This window comes from Bacillus sp. NPDC094106 (assembly GCF_044764345.1).
Taxonomy (GTDB): domain Bacteria; phylum Bacillota; class Bacilli; order Bacillales; family Bacillaceae_G; genus Bacillus_A.
In genome coordinates, this window is sequence record NZ_JBIWHY010000009.1 from 116,445 (window position 1) to 132,882 (window position 16,438).

The 16,438-nt window shown below is 35.2% G+C and carries 12 protein-coding genes and 2 riboswitches; of the genes, 5 read left to right on the forward strand and 7 right to left on the reverse strand.

Features of this window, described 5'->3' with window-relative positions; genetic code table 11:
- The coding region (locus ACIQ7L_RS15115) for an isopeptide-forming domain-containing fimbrial protein (protein ID WP_400570314.1) at positions 1 to 1,718 on the reverse strand (1,718 nt) is incomplete at its 3' end.
- A 55-nt stretch (positions 1,719 to 1,773) separates the two neighbouring features.
- Positions 1,774 to 1,862, reverse strand: a riboswitch (cyclic di-GMP riboswitch).
- Positions 1,863 to 2,258: 396 nt separating this feature from the next.
- A riboswitch (cyclic di-GMP riboswitch) is annotated at positions 2,259 to 2,347 on the reverse strand.
- Between the two features lie 463 nt (positions 2,348 to 2,810).
- Between ACIQ7L_RS15115 and ACIQ7L_RS15120 the strand changes: the two genes are divergently transcribed.
- Positions 2,811 to 4,145, forward strand: a complete 1,335-nt coding sequence (locus ACIQ7L_RS15120; RefSeq protein ID WP_400570316.1) for an FAD-binding oxidoreductase — start codon at positions 2,811 to 2,813, stop codon at positions 4,143 to 4,145.
- A 31-nt stretch (positions 4,146 to 4,176) separates the two neighbouring features.
- On the opposite strand, the gene ACIQ7L_RS15125 is transcribed toward ACIQ7L_RS15120, so the two are convergent.
- Positions 4,177 to 5,469 (reverse strand): methyl-accepting chemotaxis protein, encoded by a 1,293-nt coding sequence (locus ACIQ7L_RS15125; protein ID WP_400570318.1) that lies wholly within the window; start codon positions 5,467 to 5,469, stop codon positions 4,177 to 4,179.
- A gap of 269 nt (positions 5,470 to 5,738) precedes the next feature.
- On the opposite strand from ACIQ7L_RS15125, the gene ACIQ7L_RS15130 reads away from it, so the two are divergent.
- The 3 genes from ACIQ7L_RS15130 (at position 5,739) to ACIQ7L_RS15140 (ending at position 8,172) form a co-directional block, all read left to right on the forward strand.
- A complete protein-coding gene (locus ACIQ7L_RS15130; protein WP_400570320.1) occupies positions 5,739 to 6,461 on the forward strand; it encodes an amino acid ABC transporter ATP-binding protein in 723 nt (240 codons plus the stop codon).
- A gap of 107 nt (positions 6,462 to 6,568) precedes the next feature.
- Positions 6,569 to 7,363: an ABC transporter substrate-binding protein gene (locus tag ACIQ7L_RS15135; RefSeq protein WP_400570321.1), complete on the forward strand. Its 795-nt coding sequence runs from the start codon at positions 6,569 to 6,571 to the stop codon at positions 7,361 to 7,363.
- A gap of 107 nt (positions 7,364 to 7,470) precedes the next feature.
- On the forward strand, positions 7,471 to 8,172 hold the full coding sequence (locus tag ACIQ7L_RS15140; RefSeq protein WP_400570323.1) for an amino acid ABC transporter permease: 702 nt from the start codon (positions 7,471 to 7,473) through the stop codon (positions 8,170 to 8,172).
- A 153-nt stretch (positions 8,173 to 8,325) separates the two neighbouring features.
- Here ACIQ7L_RS15140 and desB read toward each other — a convergent pair whose 3' ends face one another.
- Complete coding sequence (gene desB / locus ACIQ7L_RS15145; RefSeq protein ID WP_400570324.1) at positions 8,326 to 9,408, reverse strand: Delta(10) desaturase DesB; 1,083 nt, start codon at positions 9,406 to 9,408, stop codon at positions 8,326 to 8,328.
- 580 nt (positions 9,409 to 9,988) lie between these two features.
- Here desB and ACIQ7L_RS15150 point away from each other — a divergent pair.
- Positions 9,989 to 11,515: an FAD-dependent oxidoreductase gene (locus ACIQ7L_RS15150; protein WP_400570326.1), complete on the forward strand. Its 1,527-nt coding sequence runs from the start codon at positions 9,989 to 9,991 to the stop codon at positions 11,513 to 11,515.
- A gap of 58 nt (positions 11,516 to 11,573) precedes the next feature.
- On the opposite strand, the gene ACIQ7L_RS15155 is transcribed toward ACIQ7L_RS15150, so the two are convergent.
- From ACIQ7L_RS15155 to ACIQ7L_RS15170, 4 genes are all read right to left on the reverse strand, one after another.
- Positions 11,574 to 12,356, reverse strand: a complete 783-nt coding sequence (locus ACIQ7L_RS15155; RefSeq protein ID WP_400570328.1) for a nucleotidyltransferase domain-containing protein — start codon at positions 12,354 to 12,356, stop codon at positions 11,574 to 11,576.
- Between the two features lie 290 nt (positions 12,357 to 12,646).
- Positions 12,647 to 13,765 (reverse strand): PRK06851 family protein, encoded by a 1,119-nt coding sequence (locus ACIQ7L_RS15160; RefSeq protein ID WP_400570330.1) that lies wholly within the window; start codon positions 13,763 to 13,765, stop codon positions 12,647 to 12,649.
- A 216-nt stretch (positions 13,766 to 13,981) separates the two neighbouring features.
- Positions 13,982 to 14,365 (reverse strand): hypothetical protein, encoded by a 384-nt coding sequence (locus tag ACIQ7L_RS15165; protein ID WP_400570332.1) that lies wholly within the window; start codon positions 14,363 to 14,365, stop codon positions 13,982 to 13,984.
- A gap of 451 nt (positions 14,366 to 14,816) precedes the next feature.
- Positions 14,817 to 16,043 carry an ATP-binding protein gene (locus ACIQ7L_RS15170; protein ID WP_400570333.1) on the reverse strand — a complete coding sequence of 409 codons (1,227 nt, stop codon included), beginning with the start codon at positions 16,041 to 16,043 and terminating at the stop codon, positions 14,817 to 14,819.
- Positions 16,044 to 16,438 lie beyond the last annotated feature (395 nt).

A 16,438-nucleotide genomic window follows, 5' to 3' on the forward strand; every position in this document is an offset into this window, starting at 1 on the left:
TCTGGAACCTTTGGAGATAGTTTATTTGAAATTTCTAGCTGCATTGGGTTTATCATACCTTTTTCAATTTCAAATGAAATTGGCTCTGCTAATTTTTCATATCCTTCAGGTGCTAGTTTTTCATAAATTTTATATGATCCAGGCGCTAAGGCTTGGTCAGATGAGAAGCCATTCTTGTCTGTTTTAAGTATCGCTACAACCTCATCCCTCTCATTTCGAATTTCAAACTCCGCACCTTCTAATCCCTTGTTTGTATCATCAGCATCTACTTTGTGAATCTTTATTACTCCATCCTGAGGGGATTCTGGTGGTTTAACAGTTACTTTATTGGAAATCAATGCTTCACTATCAAAAAATAATACTGCCTTATTAGGGATTTTTTGGTCAACATAAGCTGTTAAATCCGCTTCTGCTTTAATCTTTGCAGTTATATCTAAAGAAATTGTTTGATCTTGATACGCTTTAAAATCAAAATCCTTATTTAATATAAACGTTACTTCACTATTTTGCTTATCTATTGTTAGCTTTCCTTTAGAAGTAATATCTTGGCCATTTTGATCATTTACTTTTGCATCGATAATTTCTAAGACATCTTCTAAATTATCACTTATCTCCATTGACTCATAATTAGGTGCGTCTGTTGGTATATGTGTACGAACCTGATAATGAATAGATTGATTCATTTGTGATAATTGCTGAGTATCTACAAGATTACCATTCTCATCAACAATACTTTTTTCAATAGACGGTGGTTCATTCTCACCCGAACCAGTTCCCCCACCATTATTTACAATAACTTTTTCCGTCTTTTCTTCAGTCTCTATATTTTTTCCTTCTAGTTTAATTGTATTTTTATGAGGTTTTAAAGCTGGATTCGTTACTTTCGTTTTATAGCTCAAAATATAACCTTTTGATGTATCTGGAAGCTCAATTGTAAATCCAGATTTCGTTGCTAGAATGTTAATTTTTGATAAATCAGCAGGCTTTATATCTTTTGGTGCATATCCATCCTCAAACACTGCTTCTTGTAATACAATACTTTCTGGAATCAATTCATGACCAGGCCCTAATTCATCACTTATCTTAGGTTCTTTCATTTCTGTACCAGTTGCATTCACATATACATTCCAGTCTGCAACCGTTCCATCTTCATTATAGTAACCCCACTTTATTAAGTTATCTGTATTGTGACTTACGGGAGGTCTTTCTGTTGTATTGCTCACACTAACATGCTTATTTACAACTTCCCCATTTACTTTAAATTCTAATGGAATCTCTTTTACACCATCGTAACTTTCAAGTGCAAAATAATATTCTAAGAATAAAGAACCTTTTATATTGTTCTTCCCATTTACATAATCGCTCATTGTACATGTAAGTGATCCATTTCTCAGCTCACATGTTCCAGCTGTTTGGTTTCCTGCAGCTTTCAAATCAAATTTTGTATTATACATATTAAATTCTTTTGGCATATCAATTATGAATTGATCACCAGCGCTTATTTTTTCCTTCGCTGACCATTCCACATCTACTCTCATACGATCTGTGGCATTATATGGTTCACCGGTTGTTCCATCTGCGCGAGAAATGTTAATTGCATCCACAACATCTATCATAGCGGCTTGAACAACTGAAACTCCTATATTCATCATAGAAAATGATACTAAAAATATTAATGGAATTATTGAAACATACCTTCTGATACTCTTTCTCTTCATAACTATCCCCTTATATATGAATTTTCGTATAAAAAAATCGTCTGGTTGCAGTAAAAAGTGCAACCAGACGATCTTAGTAATTATCATTACCTTAGACTCTAAGCTTTGCGGCCTATCCTTTCAGATAGTGTGCTAAAAAATACATTTTCCTATTTATTTGTTTCATTTCTCTCTTTAGTCAAATTTTAAACTTATCTACTATATTTTTTACCCAAACAATTTGAATAACATTATATACAAACCGACATAACCCCCCTCTTTTTAGGTGGGAGAGAGAGCATCTGGCCATGCATAGAAGCGGTCAGAGCTTGTTTCTGCCACATGCGAAGTAAAAATAGAAAGAGCATACAAGTGTAGGTTACTTTTTATTTTGCATCGCAGGGATGTAGATGTCGAAAAATTAAAATGGATTTATATAGCTCATATATTAATCATGGAAAATAAAACCAAAAATAATGAATATATCAAAACATACCTTTTAGCACTCTTGTCCCGCATAATCCTTCCAAAAATAAAAAAAGATCGTCTGGTTGCAGTAAAAAGTGCAACCAGACGATCTTAGTAATTATTATTACCTTAGACTCTAAGCTTTGCGGCCTATTCTTTCAAATAGTGTGCTAAAAAATACATTTCTTATTTATTTGTCACATTTTCCTCTTTAGATAAATATTACCATAACATTCAGGCGAGTATAATGCAATATCTAGATATATTGTTTAATTTTTCTGAATACAGAAAATAAAAATAATACATTCTTATAAACAAAATTATAAAGTTAAATACACCTCTATATTTTTATAATTTAATTTTAAAATTTCGCTAAAAATAAAACAAAACTTCCATAAGCGGGAGTTTTCTTCATCCTCCACCGATGGTTAACCTTCACCAATCGGGTTTTTACGAGCAGTTATCCCCTCACCTATCTTCCTCATTTCTCTCTAAATCTTGAGGTGGGGTTCTTACTGCCCGTTAATACGAGATAATCTAACCTTCCCATTACTTTTTATGTCAATATATCTACCAGTTAAACACTCCTAATATAGCTTTTTCATATACTAATAAAAAACTATTATATAAGAAAGGGGCTATATGTTGAATTCAACAAAACTAACAGGGCGTATCGTAATCCCGTCAAATCCGGAATACGATATAGCTCGTACAAACTTAAACTTAAGTATTCCAAAACTTCCTTGCGTAATTGTTTTTTGCCAAAATAAACAAGATGTATGTAATGCTCTAAAATGGGCACGCGAACGTCATGTGCCATTTCGAGTACGAAGTGGTCGTCATAGCTACGAAAACTTTTCCCTTCTAAACCACGGACTTATTATTGATGTAAGTGAGATGAATCAAATTATCATTCACCCTGACTGCTTAACAGCGACTATTGAGGCTGGCGCTAATCTTGGTACTGTGTATGAAGAACTGTGGAACTATGGTGTTACACTACCTGCTGGAACAAGCGCTAGTGTGGGGCTTGTTGGTTTGACACTTGGCGGTGGAATCGGCATGCTATCACGTTTATTTGGTTTAACATGTGATCAATTATTAGGGATCGAAATGGTACAAGCATCTGGAAAAAAAGGGGCAAAAATTATTCATGCTAGTGAAACGGAGAACCCTAATTTATTTTGGGCATGCCGTGGAGGTGGAGGTGGAAACTTTGGTATTGTTACCTCATTAACATTTCGTCTCCATCCTATCAAAAATGTCTCGATTTTCTCAATTACTTGGAAATGGAAAGACTTTATTACAGCATTTCAAGCTTGGCAAAACTGGGCACCCTATACAGATGAACGACTTACTTCATCTATTGAATTATTTTCTAAACAACGAAATAAAATTGAAGTACAAGGTGAATTTGTCGGTCCCCCCTCTGAACTTTTTTCTTTATTAACTCCTATGCTACAAGCCGGAACCCCTTCTCTTTTCATTGATGAAGTCCCTTATATAAAAGCTGTTCAGTTCTTTAATGGCGGTAATATCCCAGAAAAATTCAAACGCTCTGGTTCTTATGTGTATAACCCAATTCCGCTTAAAGGAATCCAAATTTTAAAGCACTATCTCAGCCATGCCCCAAATTCTTCAGCTAGCGTTTGGCATCAATCACTTGTGGGAGCCGTAGAAGACATCGCTCCAAGTGAAACGGCTTACTTCCATCGTAAAGCAATTATTGCTCAAGAATACCTTTCATCTTGGAAATGCGATGATGAAGAGCAAATAAATGTACAATGGATTAAAAATTTACGAAACGCCATGTCCCCTTATACATTAGGAGACTACGTCAATTGGCCTGACATTGATATTAAAAATTGGCAGAACACGTACTATGGCTCAAACTTTCCAAAGTTACGTAAAGTAAAAACAATATACGATCCTTGTAATGTATTTCATTTCCCTCAAAGTATCCCTCCTTTTCACATATAAAAAGGAAGAACATAAGATTGTTCTTCCCTTTTTATACCATAAACCGTTCAATTGTTTGTTTTAACTCTGTTGCTTGATTCTCTAATTCTTTTAATAGTTGATCAATTGCTACCATATTCTCAGATTGCTGCATCGTTACACGCGCCACTTCCTGCGAACCCGCTGATGTCTCCTCAGCAATTGCTGCCACTTCTTTTGTTTGCGCACCAGTTTGATGAATATGATTCACTTGTTCGTTCATATAACTACTAATCTTTTGAGTCGCATCTGCTACTTCCATAATGCTTGATGACATTTCTTTTAAAATTAACTCTGTTGCTTCACCACGCTTGGCTTCCTCTTTTGCAGTGTTCACTTGTTCTGTCATTTGTAACGCCACTTGTTGTACTTCATTTTGCATATCACAAAGTAATTGTGATATATTTCGCGCTGAGTTATCACTCTCATCAGCAAGTTTTCGAACCTCTTCTGCCACAACTGCAAAGCCTCTGCCATGTTCTCCGGCACGCGCCGCTTCAATTGATGCATTTAGTGCTAGTAAATTGGTTTGACTTGCAATTTCGCTTACTACAGAAACAATATGTTCTACTTGTTTCATCCGCTCTTCTAATTTCTGTACATTTTGCATAGATTGTTCATTTTCTTTTGCTAATGTTTGGATACCTTGAATAAGCGAAACAAATACACGAGTACTCTCCCCCAACGCTTGTACCATTTCTGAAGACAATTGATCAGATTGTTTCGCTTTTTCTTCCACTTCACTAGCAATAGAAGTTGTTGTATCAACAGTAGAAACAATCGTTTGAATGGATGCTGCTGATTGCTCTGCACCTGAAGAAATTTCAGTTAGTGTCTCCGATACAACTTGTGCCTGCTTCGTTGCTTCACTTGTTTGTTTTCTAATTTGTTGCACTTGCGTATTTGTATGTGAGAACGTGGTATCAATATTTTTTACCATTGCTCGTAAATTTCCTAACATCATATTAAATGCAACACTTAAAGACCTAATTTCATCGTCTGTTTTCCGTAATGGCACATTTTCACGAATGTCACCCTCAGCAGCCTTATGTGCCGCTTCCTCAAGTCTATGAAGAGGCTTGATTAAAAAAATTGCTGCAAAATATGCTAAGATTCCTGACCATATTACTCCTAACAGCATAACAACGATATTATAAACGGTTTGGCTTACATAGCCTTGAAAATAATCATACATCACATAAATAAAAAATAAACTTGTCGAATAAGTAATTAAAGCTAAGATTGTCGTAAATAGCATAAGCTGCATACGTAAACCAAAGGAAAACGTTTTCTTTTCTTTTTCCATGTTCTCATTCCTCCCCCTTTAAACCCTATAAATACTACCTATATATTATTATCCATATTTTCACTATAGAAAGATATAAAGATTTCTAAAATATTTTACAACTCAATAGACTCACAATTAAAAACAAAAGAAATATAACGAACCTACAAGACAAAATTCACTACACAATATCTAAACTCATAAAAAAATAGAGGATTCTGACAATTTATGACTAATAACAGAAATAAGGGTCTACATTTGTAAAATCTATTTTCGACTGGGGGTTTTGTATGATTCAAGTCCACAATCTAGTAAAATCATTTGGTTCATTAGACGTTTTAAAAGGTATTAATTTAGAAGTAAAAGAAAAAGAAGTTGTTGTTTTAATTGGTGCCAGCGGTTCTGGTAAAAGCACTTTACTCCGCTGTCTTAACTTTTTAGAAATGTACGATGAAGGTGAAATTCGCTTACAAGGGGAATTGATTAATCCAAAACGCACAGATTTAAACAAAGTCCGCGAAAATGTTGGAATGGTCTTTCAACATTTCAACCTCTTTCCTCATATGACCTCATTAGAAAACATCGTAGAAGCACCTATTCATGTAAAAAAAATGGACAAAACAAAAGCCAAAGAAATTGGAAACAACCTACTACAAAAGGTTGGATTACAAGACAAAGCAAACGTCACGCCACACCTCTTATCTGGTGGCCAAAAGCAACGCGTTGCAATTGCACGTGCGCTTGCAATGAATCCGAAAATCATGTTATTTGACGAGCCTACTTCAGCACTTGATCCTGAACTTGTTGGGGAAGTATTACAAGTTATGAAGGAACTCGCTGGTGAAGGCATGACAATGGTAATCGTTACCCATGAAATGAGCTTTGCACGAGATGTAGCAGACCGAGTCATCTTTATGGACAACGGGCAGATTGTAGAAGACGCTCCACCAGAACAATTTTTTTCTGCCCCATCAAACGAACGTGCAAAACAGTTTTTACGAAACGTTTTATAATACGATCTTATGTCAACTCATGCGGGTCAGTTAACCACCCTATCTATAGGAAATTCCCATATTTGAAGCTGCCCGTATGTACAGGATAAATATATAGGAGGGGTTTTATGAGAAAGAAATTATTAACTGTTGTTGCAGCAATTACACTATGCATGTCTTTCATACTTGGAGCCTGTAGTAAGGAAAGTAGTACGACTTCGACAAATGGTGAGAAAGAGTTCCGCTATGCAATGAGTGGATTATATAAACCATTTAACTATAAAGAAAATGATGGAAAACTTGTAGGTTTTGATGTTGAGATTGGCGAAGCTCTTGCAAAAAAAATGGGAATGAAACCCGTCCCAGTTACAAATCCTTGGGAAACATTAATTCAAGGTCTTAAAGCAAAAAAATATGACGTCATATTAGGAAGTATGGCGATTACAGAAGAACGATTAAAAGCTGTAAGTTTTACAAATCCATACTATCGCTCTGGCGCACAAATCTTTGTTTCGAAAAAGAACAATTCTATCTCTTCACCAGAAGACTTAAAAGGAAAAAAAATAGGTGTCGTAAAAGCAAGTACATTTAAGGAACTTGTTACAAAATATACGGATCAGATTACGGAATATGATAGTGACATTACTGCACTTATGGATTTAGAACCTGGCCGGGTAGATGCAGTAATTACTGATCAAATGGTTGGTCTTCGTATGATAAAAGAAGGAAAATCCAATATAAAAGAAGCTGGAAAGCCGTTAAATCTTGATGAAATGGGAATCGCTATTCGTAAAGATGATAAAGACATGGTGAAAAAGGTTAATAAAGCATTAGATGAAATTATTAAAGATGGTACTTATGAAAAGATTAGTAAGAAATGGTTTGGTCGCAATATTCTTGGGGAAGAAGCAAAAACAAAATAAAATATTCTCTCCTAACTAAGGCAGTCAAAAACATGTTTAATAAGCAAGCGATGCCCCACATAAGCTGTGGGGCATTTGTATCCATCTTAAAACTCAACTAATATGAGGTGAAACGAATGATTGAAATTTTTATCTCTACCTATCCTACACTTCTAAAAGCTGTTGTCATAACATTACAATTAACCCTAACTTCTTTGCTACTCGGTTCCTTAATTGGTCTATTATTTGCTTTCTTTCGTATTTCGAACAATAAAATCTTAAATAGCATTGCCCACGTTTATATTGCTGTGATCCGCGGCACACCTTTAATCGTACAAATTGCCATTCTCTACTTCGGCATTACTTCTGTCGTTGTCTTTACACCTTTTTGGGCGGGAGCAATTGCTTTAGCTATTCATAACGGTGCATATATTACAGAAATTTTCCGCGGGTCTATTCAATCCGTCGATCGCGGACAATTAGAGGCTGCTCGTTCCTTAGGAATGTCGTATCCACTAGCTATGCGTCGTATTATTTTACCACAAGCATTCCGTCTTTCTATCCCTCCCCTAGGAAATCAATTTATTATTGGATTGAAAGATTCTTCACTTGTTGCCTATGTTGGTATGTCAGAATTGTGGGGATCAGGTTTATCAATAGCTGCGGGTAATTTCCAGCAATTAGAGACATATATTGTCGTAGGTATCTACTATCTTGCGCTTGTTCTATTATTTACTTATCTTGTTAATCTCTTAGAAAAAAGACTTGGACGTAAACAAAGTAACTCTGTGCAAGTTCATAACAAGAAAGAAAAGGCAGTCTCATTATAAAGTGAAGCTTTAATCAGCGGGGTTTTCTTCATCCCCACTGATTATTAGCCTTTTACGGGTAGTATTACTACCCGTAAATAGCGGGATAAAAAAAAGCAAGCTACCATCAAAGTAGCTTGCTTTTTTGAATGTTTCTAATTCATCTATCCACAATCATGGATTTACTTTTTTAATAGGCTCTTCTTCTATATGTTCCTCACGATATGAGATATTCTCAGGGTCTAATCCATTTCCTAAAGAACCGTAGAAATGCTCTCTATGTGGATCAATTAATTCACTACCTTGATAATACACGCGAGGTGTTTTCCAAAGCGCTGCCAATGCTTTCGTCATCGGCATCTCATGATAACGTTCCGGCCACATTTCTTTAATCTTTTCTTTTACCAATGGATAGTACTTCGAACTCATAGCAGGGAACAAATGATGTTCTGTATGATATGAGAAATTGAAATGCAACACATCTACCCAGCGCGGCACTGTTACAGATAAACAGTTTGCTAACGGATCATTCACAGGAACAATTGGATTTAAACGATGGTTCGTTGCAATATATGCCATTACAATAAAGTTGGCAATTAATAATGGAATCACATACGCAAACAACCACTTTGCAGGTCCCATAATAAACAATAGACTAATCCACACTGTCCATGGCAAAAGAAGCTGAAGCCATACAGATTTTTGATTCGATGTCTTAAATTCTTTTATAAAATGAAAGAACATTCGAGTTGAATGTAATGTAAATTGAATTGTTAGTGACAGAAAACTAAAGAACGAGCGCACATGAAGCGGCAGACGATACACCCATCTTAAAAATTTACTCTTTTTGAGTTTTTCAAAGGTTGGCCATGCATCTGGATCGTGTTCTTCATGTTGCGTATGAACATGGTGCGTCGCATTATGCCACTTTCTCCAAAGCTTCGGTCCTGTAGACAATGGCAGAAATGCAATCGCCCCTAACACATCACGAAGCCAGGCTTTTCTTACAACCGTTCCGTGTAAAATTTCATGCCCTAAAAATCCAAGTGAGGCAAAACATAAACCGAGAACAATCGCAATCCCTAGATTTGCCCACACATTTAATTCGAATACACCGATCGTTACTAATCCAGCTACTGCCACAAGTAAATAAGCCAGTCCACCAAATAAACGAGTTGGAACTGGTTTAAGTGCTTTTTTTGGCAAGTGCGGTGATACACGTGCTGCATACCACCCAAACGTATGAAGCTCCTTCATCTTTTTGCCCCCTTCTTATACCGCGTTTACGCAAATTGCATACATCAATTCTTGTTTCCAGATTGATACTACTAGGTAATCCCAAAAAAGCATTTATCATAAGTAAAATATACTCACTCTATCGTCACTTATTTCCGCTTTTATTATCAATGAAAAACATTTCTCTTTTTACTCTTTATCAACCTTTCCACATGTTGAATCATATCAATAGACTTTCCACATTGTCAATAACTTTTATGACCTAGTAATAAAATGTGGTTGTATTTTCATAATGATATCTTATTTCACTAAAGAAAAAACATAGATTTTATAAGGTTTTATCCATTATATATATAAATACTTTCACATAACTCAAGCCCTTCTTTTATCAAGAAATAGCGTCTATATGAAGCAAATTAATTCTTCTTAATATTCATTCACACAAAAATTCCTTCTTAATAAAACAGGGGATAAAAATTATATCAAAATAATATTTTATTTTATATCGTTCCACTCTCTTACATTAAAAATAATCTACATAAATTTTACATAAATAGGGAAAATTAAGAGGAAAAGTGTTCTAAACTAGGAGGGCTACATGATGACAAATAATTCGTTTCCTAAACTCCCAAATCCCTACTGGATCGAATCTACTTCATTACCTACTTTTCCCAATCTATCTGAAAATATAAAAACAGAGGTCGTCATTATTGGCGCTGGCATTACAGGTATTACAACTGCTTATTTACTTGCTAAAGAGGGAAGGAAAGTTGTTTTAATCGATTCTGGAAATATTTTAAATGGAACAACTGGACATACGACTGCAAAGATCACTGCACAACACGACCTCATCTACGATGAATTAATAAATCATTTCGGCACAGAAAAGGCTCGTCTATACTATGAAGCAAACGACAAGGCCCTACAATTTATAAAAGAAACAGTGCACACACATAATATTGAGTGTGAATTTACGGAAGAAGATGCCTATTTGTATACAACGTGTACCGAGGGATTGCAGAAGTTAACAAACGAATACGAAGCCTATAAAAAACTAAATATTCCTTGTGACTACGTCGAATCCATCCCGCTTCCTATTTCAATCCAAGCTGCACTCGTTATGAAAAAACAAGCTCAGTTCCATCCTCTTCGTTATTTACAAAAGCTTGTTGAGCAATTTATTGAAATGGGCGGCACAATTTATGAGCATACAACTGCAATCGATGTTGAAAAAGGAACCTATCCACAAGTGATTACAAAAGACGGCCATCGCATCACATGTGAGTATATTGTCTCTTGTTCTCATTTCCCGTTCTATGATGCAAATAGCTTTTTCTTTGCAAGAATGTATGCAGATCGCTCTTACGTACTTGCAATAAAAGCAAAAAAAGATTATCCCGGAGGCATGTATTTAAATATTGATGACCCTAAACGTTCCTTACGATATACAACAGTAAATGGAGAAAAGCTCATTCTTGTTGGTGGAGAAAGTCATAAAACGGGACAAGGAATCAACACGATGCTTCATTATGAGGCGCTATATTCCTTTGCCGAAGAAACATTTGGAATAGATGAAATTCCTTATAGATGGTCAGCACAGGATTTAATCACTTTAGACAAACTTCCTTACATCGGACACATCAACGAAAGCAATCCAAACATATTCGTTGCAACCGGATATCGTAAATGGGGAATGACAACCGGAACTGCTGCAGCACAGCTCTTAACTACTTCTATCACAAAAATAAATAGTCCTTATAAAGAGTTATTTGCTCCATCACGATTCCATGCTGATCCAGATATGAAAACATTTGTTTCTCAAAACCTTGATGTAGCGAAGCATTTAATTGAAGGAAAACTAGAATTTGCTCTTCGTACACCAGAAGAACTCGAAAATGGTGAAGGTGCCGTTGTAAGCGTTCATGGTAAACGTGCAGGTGCGTATAAAGATGATGAAGGTAAACTACATATCGTCGATACAACCTGTACACACCTTGGCTGTGAAGTGGAATGGAATGGCGGTGATTGCACATGGGATTGCCCTTGTCATGGATCACGATTTTCAATTGATGGAGATGTAATTGAAGGACCTGCCGATGAGCCATTAAAGCGGGTTGACGGAGAATAGTATTCTGCAATTTGCAATTGACGAATACAAATTAATTTAAACAGAAAAGAGCACCGATCTATCTGTGCTCTTTTCTGCTCATTTCAAATAACAGGTCCCGAAACAAAACATTCAATTTCTCAACATCTATCCCTATTCCTTTTTCCATTCCCTTCGCGTATTCTTGATAGTACGTTATCTGCTCCTCTAAAAATTGATTTAATCCCGCGATTTTCGGACCAGCATCCAGTTCAACACCCGCCTTTTTCTTTCTAAGTAAATGTTTAATTTCATCTAAAATTCTATGTTCTAAGGATAACTCCGTGATTAAACTTTCAAACTCTACAGGTGGCAGTGTTCCTCTCTCTTCTAACCATTTGCACGCTAAAATAGGACGCAACACATAGAAATACTTTTTCAACTTCACATTCTCGCCTTGTAGAAATTCACGATAGTTCTTTGAGGCCATATGTAAGTAGTGATAAATCGTAGATTTTGGATTAAAATGATTTTCACTCATTTTCTGTAAACGTTCGGGCAAATCTGAGCTTTTAGAATAAAAGATTGGAGAGCGAATCCATTCTAATAACGCTGGATTCGATTTTGCAAATAGCTGCAGTGCTTTTTTAATATCCCAGCCACTTATATCTAACGCATCACTAATTGGATATTCCATAACATCCCGCTTCTCATCGATGGATAAATACCACTCTACCTGATGAATATAGACAAACCTAACATCATAATCGCTATCTTTCGATGGGAACCCCCATGCACGACTTCCTGATTCTACTGCAAATAAAATCTTCACATCATTCTCTTTCTCAATTCTCTCTAATTCGACTTGAATTTTGTCTCTCATATGTATCACCCTCATTTTCTGATCATTTCCCTGGAAATTCGACAACTATAATGAAAACTCTACTATATATACATCAATTAAAAAAACGACATAAAACCCCTCTCTTTAGGTGGGCGAGAGCATCTATTCATGCATAGATGCGGTCAGTGCCCTTTTCTGCCACATGCAAAGTAAAGAGTGTAGGTTACTTTTTATTCTGCATCGCAGGGATGTAGATGTCGAAAAATTAAAATGGATTTATATACATCCCAAAACAGCTGTCAGGATTTTCCCGACAGCTTGAAAATCCGCTATTTTTGCTTCTGAGCAACAACCTGTGCAATTCGCTCAAATTCTCTTTGTATTTCTTTTTTATACTCATCTACCTTCGAAAAATCCATAGCAGCAACATAAATCCGTTCTAACTTATCTCGCACTGCTTTTGCTTTTGCTAAGAAGGACATTCCCTCATTCATTTTTGTTTTGTATTGAATGGAAACATCACGAATTTCCTTAGCATATTTTTCATCTGTTCCTGGCGTAACAATGAGATCATACATATCAATAATCTCATCACCATCTCTACTTGGAAAATATTCATGTGGCGAGGTACTATCAAAAATTGCAAACCCTAATTCTCTTACAATAATCATATCGAGACTATTTGGATCGAATCCACAATGATATACCTCAACATCAAAACCTTTTTCTTCTGCTGCCGCCGCTAATTTTTTTAACATCGTTGATTTTCCAGACCCCGGACGCCCTTTTATAAAATAGCGATGCGGGATACCATCTGTTAAATTGGGGACAAAGTCCACCGCACCTTTTGGTGTCGCTGCACCTAAGAAACGGTGCTTTACAACTGCTTTTTCCCCCTTAGTATCAACAAATAGCTTTTGTATAAGCTGATTCGTTAATTCATTTGCCTTTAGAAAATCAATATTATCAATATAAATTTTCTCCCACTCATCATGTATCACTAAAGCCTCTTTAAAACAAACATATGCGGATTGAAATGCTCTGCTTGCCTCTGAGATATACCGAGCAATCTCATCTTTATGTTTCTGTAATTTCCCCGTATCCCACGCAGTTCCTAAGTTTACGTATTCTTCTACAACTCCAGGCATCTTTGGTTCAATCACATGCGGTGCTGTCCCATCTACAATTCCAACTTTTAATTTCGGAATAATAACACCATCAATCGATTTATTATCAGAAGAGCAATGTAAAAATTCAATATCATACCCTTTCTCAGTCCACTCGCGCCCTATGACTTTCATCAATGATGATTTCCCAGTACCCGGGCCACCTTTCAAAATAAACAGTCTGTCTAGCCCACTTAAGCATTCCTCATATAAACTATAAAAACCCCTAGCTGTATTTCCACCGGCATAGTAATTTAAAATCTTTCCTGCCACTGCACCCACTCCTTTGCAGCAATGTATTTACATAAGCTACAATATGCAAACATTTTCCATTGGGTGAATACCTATTTTCATTCTTGCAATGAAACAGGAAATGAATCACAATTCAAATAACGATAAATTCTTAATTTAAAAACTAAATATATTCCTTATTGAGAGAGACAGAGACCTTTAATTGCTCTCTGCCATATCTTTTAAAACAAAAATAAAAAGCAAAGATCATCTTTGACCTTTGCTTCGATATTTTCTGTTTAAATTAAGAAAAAACTGTTCAACCCGTGGACGAATCCAAGCGAAATAATCTTTATCTCTCTTTTTCGTACAAATAATCTCTTCTCCATCCACCATTCCAACAAGCTCTAGGTCTAACAATTGCCTCGTAAATTCTAGAATGTTTACTTCTTCCTTTGGATACTCTTCCCGTAACTTTTCTTCAATTTCACCCAATAAAAAACCGTCACGCATCATTGCCAGTGCATCAATACAAAGTGGCGGCATTTCATATTTTTCTCCTGTAATTGTATCTTTTACAATATAATTCTTTTGATCTTTTCGAAACTGAATCGTGTGTAAACATACAGTCGAATTTAATGTTAATTCCATCATACCACCTCTTTCATAGTATCAGCATAGAAAAAAGGATGCGTGTGCACCCCTTTTTTTAATTCAAGTAAACCTACACATTTGTACAAACTATATAAATCCATTTTAATTTTTCGACATCTACATCCCTGCTATGCAGAATAAAAAGTGACCTACACTCGTTTGCTCTTTCTGTTTTTACTTCGCATGTGGCAGAAAAAGGCCCTGAACGCTTCTATGCATGAATAGATGCTCTCTCTCATCTAAAAAGAGGGAGTTTATGTCGTTTTTTTAATTGATGTATATATAAAACAACAAACCGTTACATGAGCAATCAGCTGCATGTCGATATTTTCCTCCATCATTATAAACTAAGTGTTTTATAAAAAAAAGCATTCTTAAAACATTTTATAAAATGTTTATATTTACACAACAAGAGCACTTTTCTGAAAAGTGCTCTTGTGTCTAAAATCTATATCGTTGGCAAAGTTATTTCTACTTTTGTACCTATGCCAATGTTACTTTGAATATTAATATCCCCTTGATGTTCCTCAATAATTTTATATGTAATCATTAAACCAAGCCCTGTACCATTTTCCTTTGTCGTATAAAACGCTTTGCCAAGCTTCTTTATTTTCTCGTTATCCATACCGCATCCTTGGTCCTCAATACAAATGCACAGACTTCCTTCCATTGTTTTATATGCATGAATTTTGAGATTCCCACCTTCTAACATTGACTCAATCCCGTTTTTTAAAATATTTAATAATACTTGTTTTAATTGTTTTTCGTCACCATTTATAGTGGGCAAATCTCCATCTGTTTGCACATGAATTTTGACATTATATTGGATCGCATAATTTTCCATCAATTGAACAACATATAACAAAATCTCTTGCATGTTACACCATTCATAGTTTTTAGGTTTTGGCTTTCCTAGTAACATCAATTCACTAACAAACTCATTAATCCTCTCAATTTCTTGTAACATAATCTCATAACTCATCGCATCATCTGGATTCCGCTCTTTTTGAATTTGAGTAAAACCTTTTAAAGCTGTTAACGGATTTCGAATTTCATGAGCAATTGTTGTAGACATTGTTCCAATTAATGCAAGGTTTTCTGTTTGTTTTACATTATTCAACATCTCCATTACTGTCATAACGTAGGACTGAATTCTTTTTAATAAAAAATGTGAAATGATGGAAAAAAAGATGCATAAAACGAGTGGAATAACAACTTTTACATCTTGTAGTAATAATGAAAAAAACGCATACTTTCCAATTACACTAAAAGAGACTAAATAAAAATACTTTTTATTTACAAATATCGGTGAAAACAAGATTAAAAATATCTCTACCATATTTCCATTCTCAAATACTCGATCTGTTTGTAAATAGATCATTAAATTATCAATGAGATCAATGAACATATATCCAATTAAAAACAAATACTTTACAAAATAAATGTGACCTCGCTTTTGAAAATATATCGAAATAGGAAATAACAAGATTAGGAATATATATATACCTATTCCTAATCCACCTTCTGGCCATCCTATCTTCGCTTCGCTTATATTCATTGCAGGATATACGAAATAATATATAATGTCATATAAAAAGAATATAATATAGAATAATAATAAAAATACCTTTAAAGCTTCTTTTTCCTCTTGAATCAAGCTTTTAAATTTGTTCATATTACATACTCCTTTTAATCAATACAAAAACACATTACGCTTTTTAACTCTTTAAATTATCATTAAGGAATTGCTTTCGGGACAATATGACACCCTTCTACATTATACCATTACTTTAAGGAAGAATTTCTCTTCTCTAAAATCCTTTTCCTCCCTTACTCATCCCACTCAGTTTTTTCATACTTTCTCATTATACTAATATAAAAAAATCCCATTTTAAGATACCTTTTCTGCATACCTTAAAACGGGATTTTAAAAATGATTCTTCAAAAAATAAAACTTTAATCAGTGAAGTTTTTTCATCTCCACTGACTTTTAGCCTTCATCAATCGAGCTTGTACGGACAGTTTATCCCCCTCGCTTTTCTCTGAAATTTGAGGTGGGGATGTTACTGT

What these genes read in the sequence shown, in the direction of transcription:
- ACIQ7L_RS15125 (WP_400570318.1), bottom strand. Translation starts at nt 5,469, where the DNA reads ATGGAAAAAGAAAAGAAAACGTTTTCCTTTGGTTTACGTATGCAGCTT.
- ACIQ7L_RS15130 (WP_400570320.1), top strand. Translation starts at nt 5,739, where the DNA reads ATGATTCAAGTCCACAATCTAGTAAAATCATTTGGTTCATTAGACGTT.
- ACIQ7L_RS15135 (WP_400570321.1), top strand. Translation starts at nt 6,569, where the DNA reads ATGAGAAAGAAATTATTAACTGTTGTTGCAGCAATTACACTATGCATG.
- desB (WP_400570324.1), bottom strand. Translation starts at nt 9,408, where the DNA reads ATGAAGGAGCTTCATACGTTTGGGTGGTATGCAGCACGTGTATCACCG.
- ACIQ7L_RS15150 (WP_400570326.1), top strand. Translation starts at nt 9,989, where the DNA reads ATGACAAATAATTCGTTTCCTAAACTCCCAAATCCCTACTGGATCGAA.
- ACIQ7L_RS15155 (WP_400570328.1), bottom strand. Translation starts at nt 12,356, where the DNA reads ATGAGAGACAAAATTCAAGTCGAATTAGAGAGAATTGAGAAAGAGAAT.
- ACIQ7L_RS15165 (WP_400570332.1), bottom strand. Translation starts at nt 14,365, where the DNA reads ATGGAATTAACATTAAATTCGACTGTATGTTTACACACGATTCAGTTT.
- ACIQ7L_RS15170 (WP_400570333.1), bottom strand. Translation starts at nt 16,043, where the DNA reads ATGAACAAATTTAAAAGCTTGATTCAAGAGGAAAAAGAAGCTTTAAAG.